The following is a 12,704-nucleotide window of genomic DNA, read 5'->3' on the forward strand; positions in this document are numbered from 1 at the left end:
CTCAGCGTCGACGAGGCGCCGCGCGTCGGGTGGGTGTCGCCGTCCGCGGATCCTCCGGCCACGGGTGCCGGGGATAACGCCCGCGCAACTCGGCGCGCACCTGCGGGTAGCCGGTACGCCAGAACGACTCCAGGTCGGCGGTGACCGCCACCGGCCGGCCCGCGGGGGAGAGCAGGTGCAGCAGCACCGGGGTCCGCCCGGCTCCGACGCGGGGAGCCGCCGACCAGCCGAACGTCTCCTGCAGCTTCACGGCGAGCACCGGCGCGGCCGGATCGGTGTAGTCCACCCGCACCCGGGAACCACTCGGCACCTCGATCCGCTCCGGGGCCAGCTCGTCCAGGCGGGCGGCCTGTGCCCAGGGCAGCAGCCGGCGCAGCGCCGACGCCACGTCCACCCGCGCCAGGTCGGCCCGACGCCGGGCCGCCGCCAGCTCGGGACCCAACCAGGTCGCGGCGGCGTCGAGCAACGCCTCGTCGCCGACGTCCGGCCACGGGGCGCCCAGGTGGTGCCGGAGGAACCCGAGGCGCTCCCGCAGCGCCCGCGCCGCCGGCGTCCAGGTCAGCAGCCCCAGCCCCTCCTGACGGAGACCGGTCAGCACGGCCGCGGCCACCTCCGCCCGCTCCGGCCGGTCCAGCCGCCGCTGGAGCAGCTCGATCGCGCCCAGCCGGGTCACCTCCCGGGCCACCACGTCGCCGTCGGACCAGCCGATCTCGCGACTCGTGCGCAGCAGCGGGCCGGCCGCCTCCCGGGCCGTCGCCTCGTCCACCGGCGAGGCCCGCCGGATCCGGGCCGACGGCGCGCCGGGGGTGCGGTCCGCGACGGCCACCGCCAGCCAGTCGGACCCGGCCAGCCCCGACCCGGCCATCAGCTCCGCGGCGGTCCCGCCGGTCATCAGGTACGCCGATCCGCCCGGCCGCCGCACCCGGGCCAACCGCTCCGGGTACGCCAGACCGACGAGCAGCCCGGCGGCGAGATCGTCGCTCAGCCCGCCCGTGCCGCGGGCGGCGGTTGGGGCGCCGGAGGGCAACGCGGCGCGCAGCCGGCGTACCTCGGTGCGCCAGCGGGCGGTCGCACCCGCGTCGACGCCGGCGCGCAGCCGACGCCAGCCGGCGACCAGGTCGTCGCCGGGGCCGGCCACGCTCTCCTCGGCGAGCAGGGCGACCACCTCGGCCGCCCGGTCGGCGCCCACCCGCCAGGCGCCGTCGAGCAACGCCCGGGCCAGTCGTGGGTGCGCGCCGGCGGCGGCGATCGCCCGCCCGCGCGCGGTGATCCGTCCGTCGGCGTCGACCGCGCCCAGCGTGTGCAGAGTGTCCCGGGCGACCGTCAGCGCGGCAGCCGGCGGCGCGTCGGGAAGCGCCAGCCCGACGCCGTCCGGTCGGCCCCAGGCGGCCAGCTCCAGCGCGAAGCCGGTCAGGTCGGCGGTCGCGATCTCCGGCTCGGCGCGGGCGGGCAGCCGTTCGTGGGTCGCCGCGGACCAGCAGCGGTAGACGTACCCGGGGGCCTCCCGGCCGGCCCGACCGGCCCGCTGGGTGGCGGCGGCCCGGGAGACGGGCACGGTGACGAGCGCGCCCAACCCGCGGGCCAGGTCGATGCGGGGCACCCGGGACAGCCCGGCGTCCACCACCACCCGTACGCCCGGCACGGTCAGGCTGGTCTCGGCCAGCGCGGTGGACAGCACGACCCGGCGTCGATCGGCGGGGCGCAGGGCCGCGTCCTGCTCGGTGCCCCGTTGTCGACCGTGCAGCGGCAGCAGCGCGACGGTGTCCCGCAGGTCGGCGAGCCGGCCGCTGACCGCCGCTATCTCGCCGGCGCCGGGCAGGAAGACCAGCACGTCACCGGTACGTTCGCGCAGCGCCCGCCGGACGGTGGCGGCCACGTGGTCGAGCAGGGCCCGATCCACCGGCCCGGCCCCGGACGCGACGATCGGGCGCGCCGGCGGTGCCCAGATCCGCTCAACCGGGTGCAGCGCCGAGTCGGCCCGTACCACCGGGGCCGGGGCGGACCCGCCGAGCAGCGCGGCGAAGCGGTCGGTGTCCGGAGTCGCCGACATCGCCAGCAGCCACAGATCCGGCCGGAGGGCGGCCCGCGCCTCCACCGTGAAGGCCAGCGCCAGGTCGGCGTCGAGTTGCCGCTCGTGGCACTCGTCGAGCAGCACCGCGCCCGTGCCGGGCAGCTCCGGGTCGTGGTGCAGCCGGCGGACCAGCAGGCCGGTGGTGACCACCTCCACCCGGGTCGCGGCGCTGACCCGACGCTCGCCGCGCACCGCGTAGCCGACCCGGTCGCCGACCCGTTCACCCAGCAACTCGGCCATCCGTCGGGCGGCGGCGCGCGCGGCCACCCGACGGGGTTGCGCGATCACCACCCGACCGCTGACCCGGTCGGCCACGGCAAGCGGCGCGAGGGTGGTCTTGCCGGTGCCCGGCGGGGCGACCAGGACGCCGGCCCCGGCCGCGTCGAGCGCCGCGACAAGCGCCGGCAGCACCGGGCGTACCGGCAGGTCCAGGGTTACGTCGGAGAGCACGGCCCAGTCTTGCACCGGCGTGGGCGCCTCAGGGGCGGCGGACCTCGCCGACGCCGAGCACGAAGGCCCGCCAGGCCACCGGGTCGAAGGCGAGCGCGGGGCCGGAGCGGTCCTTGCTGTCCCGCACGGCGACCCGGCCATCGGCTGTCGCGACCTCCACGCAGTTGCCGTTGCCGCTGCTGCGCGAGCTGGTGCGCCAGTCCGCCCGGGTCAGGTCGTGCGCCGTCATCCGTGGTACCTCTCGTCTGGTCGGCGTGCCGCAGAAGCGGTCACGCAAAGTAACGAGAAGCCTGCTCCAAGCGGATCAACGACGCCGCCGGATCGAGCGCCAGGCGGCACAGCTCCTCGTGCAGAAGGCTATACCGCAGCACCTCGCCGACATCCTCCAACGCCAGTCCCATCGATAGGTTATCCAGGTAAACCACGGACGCGTCGGCGGTGTCGGCGAAGTTGAGGAGCACGTACGGGGTGCTCATCGCGGGATGCCCGCCGGCCACGAACGGAAGTACCTGAAGTATCACGTTGGGTAATTGCGCGACGCGACTCATGTGGGCCAGTTGCTCGGCCATCACCGCGGCGCCGCCCACCGGTCGCAGCAACACCGCCTCGTTGAGCACCACCGACAGGTGGACCGGATCCTCGCGGCGCAGCACCTCCTGCCGACGCAGTCGGGCGGCGACCTTGCGCTCCAGGCCGTCCTCGCCGGCGGTGCGCCGGTAGATCTCCCGGGCGTACGCCTCGGTCTGCAACAGTCCGGGCACCGACTCGGCCTCGTACGTGCGCAGCGCCGCGGCCTCCGCCTCCAACCCGACGTAGAACTCGAACCACTCGGGCAGGACGTCGCTGTAGCTCTGCCACCATCCGCGTTGCTGCGCCCCCCGGGCGATCTCGATGAGCGCCTCGGCGTCCGCGCCGGTCACCTGGTAGAGCGCGAGGGCCGCCCGGACGTCGCGGGGCTTGATGCCGATCAGCGCGTTCTCGATGCGGGAGAGGTTGCTCTTCGACATGTCGAGCTGGCGGGCGGCCACATCGAGGGTCATGCCCGCGCGTTCCCGGAGTTGGCGAAGCTCCCTGGCGATGCGTCGACGGCGCACGGTGGGGCTGGCGGCGGGTCGGCCGGTGGGGGTGGCGGTCACCGTCCGAGTCTGCCACGCCAAGATCCGCAGGTCGCGCCAGCACGGAGTGCAACTTTCAAATCTGGGAGTTGCGTTGCAGTAGCGGTCGGTGCATCCTTTCCCGGTCGCGATCACTGTGGACACACCTGTGCGGGAGGGCCGTTGCTCATCGCCGACGAGTTCTTTCTGGTCGCCCACAACGACAGCCGGGGCAAGGCCAAACTGCACGCGACGGCGACCGGGCTCGGACTGGCCGGCGGGCTGCTCGGCGAGCTGCTCATCTACGGACACATCCACATCGAGGCCGGACGGGTCACCGTCATCGACCGGCGTCCACCGGCCGACGCGCTCGCGCACACCGTGCTCGACCAGCTCATCGGCGAGTCCCAGCACCAGGAACTGCGCACCTGGCTCAGTTTCCTGGCGCAGAGCGCGACGACCTCGGTGGGGGAGCGGCTGGCCCGCGCCGGGGTGCTGCGCCGCCAGGAGAGCCGCCGGCTGCTGCGCACCTCGGTCAGTTACCTGCCGATCGACCTGAACGCGGTGGCCTGGCCGGCCACCCGGCTGCGGGCTCTGCTGGACCGGCCGGACCCGCCGAGCGTGCCGGACGCCCTGCTGCTCGGCCTCGTCGTGGCCGCGGGGCTGACCCGCGAGGTGCTGTGGAGCGCGGGCCCCCGCGCGCACCACCGGCTGAACGTCCTCATCCCCGCGCTGCCGGCCCCGCTGAAGGAACTCGTCGGGCACACCGAAGCCGCCGTCGGCGCCGCCGTGCTGCGCGGCATCCCCTGATTCCCCGGTAACCCCCTACCCCTCCCCTCGACGACCGGAGTAGTCGTATGCCCCCGACATCGACAGTCGACAGACCCAGCAACGTCTCCGAAGCCCTGGCCCGAGGCCGTCTCGGCATCCCCTCGGTGATCTTCTTCGTGCTCTCCGCCGCCGCGCCGCTGACCGTGGTGGCAGGCGTCGTCACCACCGGCTACGGCGTGGTCGGGGTGACCGGCATCCCGCTGGCCTTCCTGCTTGTCGCCGCGGTGCTCGCCCTGTTCTCGGTGGGTTACGTGGCGATGTCGCGGCGGGTGGAGAACGCCGGGGCCTTCTACGCCTACATCTCCCGTGGACTGGGCCGGCCTGCCGGCGTCGGCGCCGCCTGGGTCGCGCTCATCGCGTACAACGCGCTCCAGGTCGGGCTGTACGGCACCATCGGTGTGGCGGCCGAGCCGGTGCTGGACCGGATCTTCGGCGGGCACCCGCACTGGGCCGTCGTGGCCCTGGTGGCGTGGGCGTTGGTCGGTCTGCTCGGTCTGCTCCGGGTGGACATCAACGGTCTGGTCCTGGCCGCGCTGCTGGTCGCCGAGGTCGTCGTGATCCTCGTCTTCGACCTGGGGCAGCTCGGCAACCCGGCCGGCGGTGAGGTCAGCTTCGCCACGTTCTCGCCGGACAACCTTTTCGTGCCGGGCGTCGGAGCGGTGCTGGTGCTCGCCATCCTCGGTTTCGTCGGCTTCGAGTCGGCGGTGGTCTTCAGCGAGGAGAGCAAGGACCCGAAGCGGACGGTGCCACTCGCCACCTACCTGTCGGTGGTGATCATCGCCGGGCTGTACGCGCTGTCGGCGTGGACCATGACCGTCGCCGTCGGGCCGGACCAGATCGTCGCCGCGGCCAACGAGCAGAGCGTCACGCTGATCTTCAACCTGGCCGGCGCACACCTCGGCGACACCGCCGTCACCATCGGGCAGGTGCTCTTCCTGACCTCGGTGCTCGCCGCGATGATCTCGTTTCACAACACCACGGCCCGCTACACGTTCGCGCTCGGTCGGGAGCGGGTGCTGCCGGCGGTGTTCGGGCAGACCTCGACCCGCAGCGGGGCGCCGCGCGCGGCCTCGCTGGCGCAGAGCGTCCTCGGCCTCGTGGTCATCCTGCTCTACGCGATCAACGGCTGGGACCCGGTGGTCAAGCTGTTCTTCTGGGGCGGCACCACAGGCGGGTTCGGCGTCCTGCTGTTGATCGCCACCACCTCGGTGGCGGTGATCGGCTACTTCGCCCGCTCCGGCGGCGACGAGAACCTCTGGCGGCGAGCCATCGCTCCCGGCCTGGCCACCATCGCGCTCTTCGTGATCATCTGGTTGGCCGTGTCGAACTTCGCCAACCTGCTCGGTGTCGCGCCGGACTCCACCCTGCGCTGGGCGTTGCCCGCCGTATACCCGGTGGCGGCGCTGCTGGGCATCGGCTGGGCGCTGGTGCTGCGTGACAACCGTCCGGACACGTACGCCCGGATCGGCCTCGGCGCGGCGAGCGCCGCCGTCAAGCCGGAGACGCCGGCCCAGGTGGAGGTGACCCGGTGAGCGTGACCATCGAGCAGCTCGGACCCGAGGAGACCACCCTGGTGGCCAACCGGATCGCCGAGGCGTTCGTCGCCCTGCGGGTGACGTCCTGGCTGGTGCCCGACCCGAGCAAGCGGGAGGCCGTGCTGGCCGGAGACTTCGAGATTCTGGTCGGCCACGCGATGCGGCACGGCATGGTCCACGCCACCGCGGACCGGGCCTCGGTCGCGGTCTGGTTTCGGTCGGTGGGTGAGCCGGCTCCGCCGCCGGTGGACTACGACGCCCGACTGGCCGCCGCGTGCGGCGAGTGGACCGACCGGTTCCAGCACCTCGACGAGCTGTTCGCGGCGAACCACCCGCACCCGGACCACCACCACCTGGCCTTCCTGGCGACGCAACCGGGCCGGCAGGGTCAGGGGCTGGGCAGCGCGTTGATGCGACACCACCACGCCTGGCTGGACGCCAACGGGATGCCCGCGTACGTCGAGGCGAGCAGCCCGCGCAGCCGGGACCTGTACGCGAAGCACGGCTATCTGGCCGGCGAGCCGTTCCGGGTGCCCGACGGCACCCCGTTCTGGCCGATGTGGCGGCAGCCGGCCGACCGCTGACCCGGCGCGGGCCGGCGGTGGTCGGGGAGCCTTCCCCGCACGGCACGTGAGCGGGACGAACGGGGGTACGACGGTGGGCCGGGTCTGTCGACCCGGCCCACCGTCGTGATCTGGCTCAGTACGTGCGTGATCTGGCTCAGTACGTGCCGTCGAGCTGGCCGCGCAGCTTGGTCAGCGCCCGGGTCAGCAGCCGCGAGACGTGCATCTGCGAGACACCGATCTGGTCGGCGATCTGCGACTGGGTCAGGTTGCCGTAGAAGCGCAGCGTGAGGATCTTCTGCTCGCGCTCGTCGAGGGTGGCCAGCGCCGGGCCGAGGGCGACCCGCAGCTCCGCCAGCTCGAACTCGCCGTCCTCGCCGCCGAGCATGTCGCCCAGCTCGGTGGCGCGCTCGCCGTCGCCGGTCGGGGTGGACAGCGACACCGCGTTGTAGGCGCGGGCGCCTTCCAGGCCCTCCAGCACCTCTTCCTCGGTGAGCTTGAGGTGGGCGGCGATGTCGGCGACCGTCGGCGAACGGCCGAGGGTCTGCAGGAGCGAGCTGTTGGCGTCGGAGATGGCCAGCCGCAGCTCCTGGAGCCGGCGGGGCACCCGGATGTCCCAGGTGCGGTCGCGGAAGTGCCGCTTGAGCTCGCCGATGATGGTGGGGATCGCGTACCCGGCGAAGTCGACACCGCGGGACGGGTCGAACTTGTCGATGGCCTTGATCAGGCCGACCGCGGCGGTCTGGGCCAGGTCGTCGGTCGGCTCGCCACGGCCGCTGTAACGGTGGGCCAGGTGGTTGGCCAGCGGCAGCCAGGCCTCGATGGCCCGGTCCCGCAGCGCGGCACGCGACGGGTGGTTGGTGGGCAGCGCCGCCATGGCGTTGAGCAGGTCGGCGGCGCTGTCGGTGAGTGCGCGCGGGTCGAGCTTGGTGGCCTTGGCAGTGGTGCTCGGCTGCTCGGTGATCGTTGGCGCGGTCATGGGTGGTCCTCCCTGCACCTTGTCCGCGGACAAAAAGGTGTGACTCTTTGGTTTAGCTTTCAATGGGCCGTTCGGGACTCACCTTAGCCTGATCGTCTCCCCGAAATCTAGCCGAAAGGCTGATGTACTTAAGGCGTGTCTCACTACAAAAGGTGCAAATAGGGCAAAGGTTGGGAGGGATGTGATCACACTTACCCAGAGTGGGACGCCGCGCAGCACGTCCGGCCCGTCCGGTTCGCGGCTCCCGCCTCGACCCCGTGGTCAACAGGGAATCCGACAGCTGGGCGGAAGTGTCGACTATCCGTCGTTGTCCCGCCGGTGGGACCGGCCGTAGCGTCGCGTGTACACACCCGGTTCGGAGGCACCGTGCTCGATCCAGCCGCTCCCCAGCTCGTCGTGAACAGTCGCACGCTCTACTTCAGCTGGGTGCCGGCGGACCCGGACGCCGTCGCCGCACTGGTCCCGCCGGGCCTGTTCCCGCGCCCCGACCACCAGGTGTTCCTCAACCAGTACGTGGTCGAGGACGAGACGCAGACCTCCGGCTTCGGGGCGTACTCGCTCACCTACCTCGGCGTCTCGCTCCTCGGCGTCGACGCGCCCGGCGGGCTCAACCCGGGCGGCTGGTGGACCACCTACGTGGCCTCCAGCGGCCTGGTCCGTGAGTACGCCGCCGCGCGCGGCGCCCCGGTGTTGACCGGCCGGACCCGGATCGGGGTGACCGGCGAGGCACTGCTCTCCGAGACGGAGATCGACGGGGCGACGTTGATCCGGGCACGGTGCCGGGTGGGGGAGACCGGTCACGCGATCAGCAGCGGGCACCACCGCTACTTCACCCGCCGCGACGGCCAGCTCCTCAGCTCGGTCTACCCGTTCGTCGCCGAACCGGTCGCCCCGTTCGAGATCGAGTCGGTGGAGTTCCTCGAGCCGGGCAACCCGTTGTACGCGCTCCGCCCGGCCAACCCGCTGACCATCGGCTTCGGCTACTACTCGCCGCGCTCCTCGTTCGCCTACCCCGGTGGGCTGAGCGTGCATCCGGTCGCCGCCGCGGCGGAGCCGATCCGGTCACCTCACCAGGTGCCGGCCAGCCTCGCCCGCAGCGGCCTGCCGTCCGGGTCGTAGACCAACCGGTACACCGGCAGTGCCCAGGCGCGGGTGTACCACGGCAGCCGCTCGGGGCGGTGCGGGCGCAGCCGTCCGGGCGGTCGCTCACCCACCTGGCCGTCGTCGTACCACTGTTGCAGCGCGTCGGCGGCGGCCGTGACGGCCGCGACGGCGTCCGCCGGGTCGAGCAGGTCGGCGTCGTCGGCGCCCTCCGGATCCCGGTCGAGGTGCTCGCGCCAGAGGCGTAGCCGCAGGTCCCGGGCGAAGGTCCGCGCGCCGTCGCCCTGGCCCGCCGGGTCGGCGGGCGCCCGCTGGTCGCGGGTGTCGTCGAGCACCGCGCAGGACAACTCGCTGTCGTGCGTCCAGGAGCGGCGGTTGAAGTTGTCGCTGCCGACGCTGGCCCAGACGTCGTCGACCACGCACACCTTCGCGTGCACGTAGACCGGGTTGCCGGTGTGGTTCTCCACGTCGAACACGTGCACCCGGTCCGGTGCGGCCCGTTCGCACAGCGACAGCGCCTGCTCGCGGCCGACCATGTTCGGCGGCAGCGCGAACCTGCCGTCCACGTCCGGGTGTCGGGGCACCACGGCGATCAGGTGCAACTCCGGATTGTCCCGCAGCGCGTGCGCGAACAGGTCCGCCACCTCGGCCGACCACAGGTACTGGTCCTCCAGGTAGATGAGTCGGCGGGCGCGGCGTACCGCCTTCGTGTAACCCCGGGCCACGGTCCGCTCGCCGTCGGGTGCGAACGAGTAACGCGGACGCACGGCGGGGTAGGTGCGCAGCACCTGGATCTGGTGCGGACCGCACTCGGGCGGGTCGGCGGGTTGCTCGGGCAGCGGGTCCGGCCGCAGGTCCGCGCCGCGCAGCCGGTCCCGCAGGTAGGCCATCGGGTTCTCCGAGTCCAGCGGCATCGGGTCGGTCCAGCGTTCCCGGAACAGCGTGTCCAACGCGCCGATCACCGGGCCGCGCACCACGAGCTGCACGTCGTGCCAGGGTGGGTTGGGCCCGTACCGGGGCGACATCTGCACCGGCTGCGGATCACCGTGGTGAGCGGCGTCGTCGCGCCTGCTGTGGCACAGGTCGATCCCGCCGGCGAACGCGACGTCCCGTTCGGGTGCGCCCGGGTGCCGCAGCACCACGAGCTTCTGGTGGTGCGAGCCGCCGCGGCGGACCCGCTGGTCGAGCAGCACCTCGCCGCCGGCCGCGGAGATCGTCTCGCTGAGGTCGCGATTTTCCGCCTCGCTGTAGGCGAGCACGTCGAGGTGCGAGCGCCAGATCAGTCCCTTGACCACCACGCCGCGCTGGGCGGCCTGGGCGAAGAGCTGGGCTACCGTCGGGCCGTCGGGCCGCATCCGCTGGTCCGGGTCACCGCGCCAGTCGGTGAAGAACAGGTGGTCGCCGGACCCCAGCGCCTCCACCTCGTCGACCAGCCGGTCGAAGTACGCGGCACCGTGAATCAACGGCTCAGCGAGGTTTCCCCTGGTTGAGACGGGTAACCCAGACACCGGGTTGGCGCGTTCCTGCGCGGTGAGGAACCAGTCCTGCGACGGCAACGTCCAGCCCCCCTGGAGGTCGGCAACGTCCTCACGGTAGGACTCCGGACGTGGGTCCGCACGCCAGCCCGGCACACCGGTGACCTGGCCAACGCCATCGCGGCGACGCGACAACAGCCGAGGAGACCACATCATGCCCCGCGACACGACGAATCCCGTGACCGAGTACCGCGAGCCGGCGGTGGAGAGCGAACGGGGTGCGCTGGTAGCGGTGTTGGTGATGGTGATTCTTGGTGTGGCTGGGATTTTCGCGGTCTCCTGAGGCGGCGCCGGCGCGCCCGTGGTGAACCGGGGGCGCCGGCGCCGACCTCAGTGCCGAGGCGGCGTCAGGGCCGCGCGCCCTGGCCGCCGGTGTGCGGCAACCGCTCGGTGGGGATCACGCCGAGCCGACCGGCCTTGAAGTCCTCGAACGCCTGGAGCAGCTCGTCTCGGGTGTTCATCACGAACGGGCCGTACTGCGCCACCGGCTCCCGGATCGGCTTGCCACCCATGATGTAGAGGTCCAGCGCCGGGGTGTTGCTGTCCTGCGTGGTGTCGGCGGCGAACCGCAGCGCGTCACCCGGGCCGTGCACCGCGAGCTGGCCGGTACGCACCGGCCGCCGGTCGGTGCCGACCGTGCCACGGCCGCCCAGGACGTACACCAGAGCGTTGAAGTCGGGCTGCCAGGGCAGGTCGACCTGCGCCCCCGGCTGCACCGTGACGTGGGTGATGGTGATCGGCGTGAAGGTCGACCCCGGGCCGCGGTGCCCGGCGATCTCACCGGCGATGACCCGGATCAGCGCGCCGCCGTCGGGCGTGGTGAGCAGCGCCGACTCGCCGCCCCGGATGTCCTGGTAGCGGGGCGGGTTCATCTTGGCCGAGCGGGGCAGGTTGACCCAGAGCTGGGTGCCGTGGAAGAGCCCACCGCTGACCACCAGGTGCTCCGGCGGCGCCTCGATGTGAAGCAGACCACTGCCCGCTGTCATCCACTGGGTGTCGCCGTCGGTGATGGTGCCGCCGCCACCCTGCGAGTCCTGGTGGTCGAAGATGCCGTCGATGATGTACGTGACGGTCTCGAAGCCGCGGTGCGGGTGCCACGGGGTGCCCTTCGGCTCGCCCGGCGCGTAGTCGACCTCGCCCATCTGGTCGAGGTGGATGAACGGGTCCAGGTCGGTGGTCGACACCCCGGCGAAGGCGCGACGGACCGGGAAGCCCTCACCCTCGAAGCCGGTGGGCGCGGTGGTCACCGTGCGGACCCTGCGGAAGGTGGTGCTGTCGCCGAGCTGGGGCAGGCGCGGCAGGACGACGACGTTGTCGACGGTGATCGCGGGCATCGGAGGGCTCCTTAACGGGTGACGTGGGTGGACGAGGCGGCTCGGGCCGCTCGCAGGCGGCGGCCGAGCCGGTCGAAGACCCGGGTGAGGCAGGCGACCTCGGCGTCGTCGAGGTCGTCCATGAGGTGGGCCCGGACCGACGCCAGGTGGTGCGGCGCGGCGTCGGAGAGGGCGAGCAGCCCGGCGGCGGTGAGCACCGCCTCGCTGCCGCGTCGGTCGTCCGGGCAGGGCTCCTTGCTGACCAGGCCACGGCGCTGCATGGAGGAGATCTGGTAGGTCAGTCGGCTGGGCGAGAAGATGAGCCCGTTGGCCAACTCGCCCATCCGCAGCCGCTGCCCCGGTGCCTCGGAGAGCAGGACCAGCACGTGGTAGTCGGCGAAGCTGAGCGCGCTGTCGGCGCGCAGGTCCTCTTCCAACTGGGTGAAGAGAAGCTGGCTGGCCTCGATGTAGGCGCGCCAGGCGACCTCTCGGGTGCGGTCCAGGCTCTCGGTCATGACCACGACGATAGCACTACTTCAAAATTTAACTACCGCTGCGAAGCGTTGCCCGCGTCACGTCTCTGCCGTCGACTGGACGCTTCGTGCAACTTTGAAAGAGTTGGCCGGTAAACCAGCGGCGCGATGGTGGCGCAGTGTGCCAGACTGCCGCCTCGTGAAACACGTGGAGCTCACCGTCGCCGACCTGTTGTTGCGCCCCTGGCGAGACGAGGACGCTCCGGCGGTGCGCGACGCCCTGCGCGATCCGGCCATCGCCCAGTGGAACCCGCAGGGTGGCGGCCCGGTCGACGACGAGGTCGCGCTGCGCTGGGTCCGCCGCCGGGCCGACTGGTCCGCCGGTGACCACGTCTCCCTGGCGGTGACCTCGGCGGCCGACGGGAAACCGCTGGGCTCGGTCTCGCTGCACAGCATCCATGACGGCGGCGCCTCCGTCGGTTACTGGACGGTGCCGGCGGCGCGCGGGCGGCAGGTGGCGGTGCGGGCCGTCGTTCGGCTCACCGACTGGGCGTTCACCGACCTGCGGCTGCACCGCGTGGAGTTGTGTCACGCGGTGGCCAACCCGGCGTCCTGCCGCGTCGCCGAGCGGGCCGGCTACCTCGCCGAGGGGACGCTGCGCGAGTCGTACCGCTACGGCGACGGCCGCCGCTACGACGAGCACCTGCACGCCCGGCTGGCCACCGACCGTTAGCCGGGGGCCGACCGGGCTCGAAACAC

13 protein-coding genes are annotated in these 12,704 nt (G+C 72.6%); 6 read left to right on the top strand and 7 right to left on the bottom strand.

Translation table 11 applies throughout. From position 1 onward, the window contains the following. Position 1: 1 nt before the first annotated feature. The 3 genes from hrpB to ACPXBU_RS10210 are packed head-to-tail and all read right to left on the bottom strand — an operon-like array spanning position 2 to position 3,615. Positions 2-2,521 (bottom strand): ATP-dependent helicase HrpB, encoded by a 2,520-nt coding sequence (gene hrpB, locus ACPXBU_RS10200; RefSeq protein ID WP_425757859.1) that lies wholly within the window; start codon positions 2,519-2,521, stop codon positions 2-4. Positions 2,522-2,549: 28 nt separating this feature from the next. Further along, positions 2,550-2,750, bottom strand: a complete 201-nt coding sequence (locus ACPXBU_RS10205) for a DUF397 domain-containing protein (RefSeq protein ID WP_425757860.1) — start codon at positions 2,748-2,750, stop codon at positions 2,550-2,552. Between the two features lie 40 nt (positions 2,751-2,790). Beyond that, positions 2,791-3,615, bottom strand: coding sequence for a helix-turn-helix domain-containing protein (locus tag ACPXBU_RS10210; RefSeq protein WP_393367968.1), 825 nt, complete (start codon positions 3,613-3,615; stop codon positions 2,791-2,793). Positions 3,616-3,798: 183 nt separating this feature from the next. On the opposite strand from ACPXBU_RS10210, the gene ACPXBU_RS10215 reads away from it, so the two are divergent. The 3 genes from ACPXBU_RS10215 to ACPXBU_RS10225 are packed head-to-tail and all read left to right on the top strand — an operon-like array spanning position 3,799 to position 6,565. Next, on the top strand, positions 3,799-4,425 hold the full coding sequence (locus ACPXBU_RS10215; RefSeq protein WP_393367579.1) for a GOLPH3/VPS74 family protein: 627 nt from the start codon (positions 3,799-3,801) through the stop codon (positions 4,423-4,425). Between the two features lie 47 nt (positions 4,426-4,472). After that, the gene (locus ACPXBU_RS10220; RefSeq protein WP_393367581.1) at positions 4,473-5,978 is read left to right on the top strand and encodes an APC family permease; all 1,506 of its coding nucleotides are present in this window, start codon (positions 4,473-4,475) and stop codon (positions 5,976-5,978) included. Continuing rightward, positions 5,975-6,565 (top strand): GNAT family N-acetyltransferase, encoded by a 591-nt coding sequence (locus tag ACPXBU_RS10225; protein WP_393367583.1) that lies wholly within the window; start codon positions 5,975-5,977, stop codon positions 6,563-6,565. Before ACPXBU_RS10220 ends, ACPXBU_RS10225 begins: the two co-directional genes overlap by 4 nt. A 136-nt stretch (positions 6,566-6,701) precedes the next feature. Here ACPXBU_RS10225 and ACPXBU_RS10230 read toward each other — a convergent pair whose 3' ends face one another. Beyond that, the gene (locus ACPXBU_RS10230) at positions 6,702-7,523 is read right to left on the bottom strand and encodes a SigB/SigF/SigG family RNA polymerase sigma factor (RefSeq protein ID WP_393367585.1); all 822 of its coding nucleotides are present in this window, start codon (positions 7,521-7,523) and stop codon (positions 6,702-6,704) included. Between the two features lie 366 nt (positions 7,524-7,889). Here ACPXBU_RS10230 and ACPXBU_RS10235 point away from each other — a divergent pair, with 366 nt between their 5' ends. After that, on the top strand, positions 7,890-8,642 hold the full coding sequence (locus tag ACPXBU_RS10235; protein WP_425757861.1) for a hypothetical protein: 753 nt from the start codon (positions 7,890-7,892) through the stop codon (positions 8,640-8,642). Here the strand turns inward: ACPXBU_RS10235 and ACPXBU_RS10240 are convergent. Continuing rightward, entirely contained in the window at positions 8,591-10,180 is a 1,590-nt protein-coding gene (locus ACPXBU_RS10240; RefSeq protein ID WP_425758008.1) for a phospholipase D family protein, read from the bottom strand. The genes ACPXBU_RS10235 and ACPXBU_RS10240 overlap by 52 nt on opposite strands. A 133-nt stretch (positions 10,181-10,313) precedes the next feature. On the opposite strand from ACPXBU_RS10240, the gene ACPXBU_RS10245 reads away from it, so the two are divergent. After that, entirely contained in the window at positions 10,314-10,442 is a 129-nt protein-coding gene (locus ACPXBU_RS10245; protein WP_255508778.1) for a hypothetical protein, read from the top strand. Between the two features lie 64 nt (positions 10,443-10,506). Here the strand turns inward: ACPXBU_RS10245 and ACPXBU_RS10250 are convergent, their stop codons facing one another. Next, complete coding sequence (locus tag ACPXBU_RS10250) at positions 10,507-11,493, bottom strand: pirin family protein (RefSeq protein ID WP_425757862.1); 987 nt, start codon at positions 11,491-11,493, stop codon at positions 10,507-10,509. A gap of 11 nt (positions 11,494-11,504) precedes the next feature. After that, positions 11,505-11,987 carry a MarR family winged helix-turn-helix transcriptional regulator gene (locus tag ACPXBU_RS10255; RefSeq protein WP_393367589.1) on the bottom strand — a complete coding sequence of 161 codons (483 nt, stop codon included), beginning with the start codon at positions 11,985-11,987 and terminating at the stop codon, positions 11,505-11,507. 157 nt (positions 11,988-12,144) lie between these two features. Between ACPXBU_RS10255 and ACPXBU_RS10260 the strand changes: the two genes are divergently transcribed. Beyond that, a complete protein-coding gene (locus ACPXBU_RS10260; RefSeq protein ID WP_425757863.1) occupies positions 12,145-12,678 on the top strand; it encodes a GNAT family N-acetyltransferase in 534 nt (177 codons plus the stop codon). Positions 12,679-12,704: the final 26 nt, after the last annotated feature.

This window comes from Micromonospora sp. DT231 (assembly GCF_049847025.1).
Taxonomy (GTDB): domain Bacteria; phylum Actinomycetota; class Actinomycetes; order Mycobacteriales; family Micromonosporaceae; genus Micromonospora.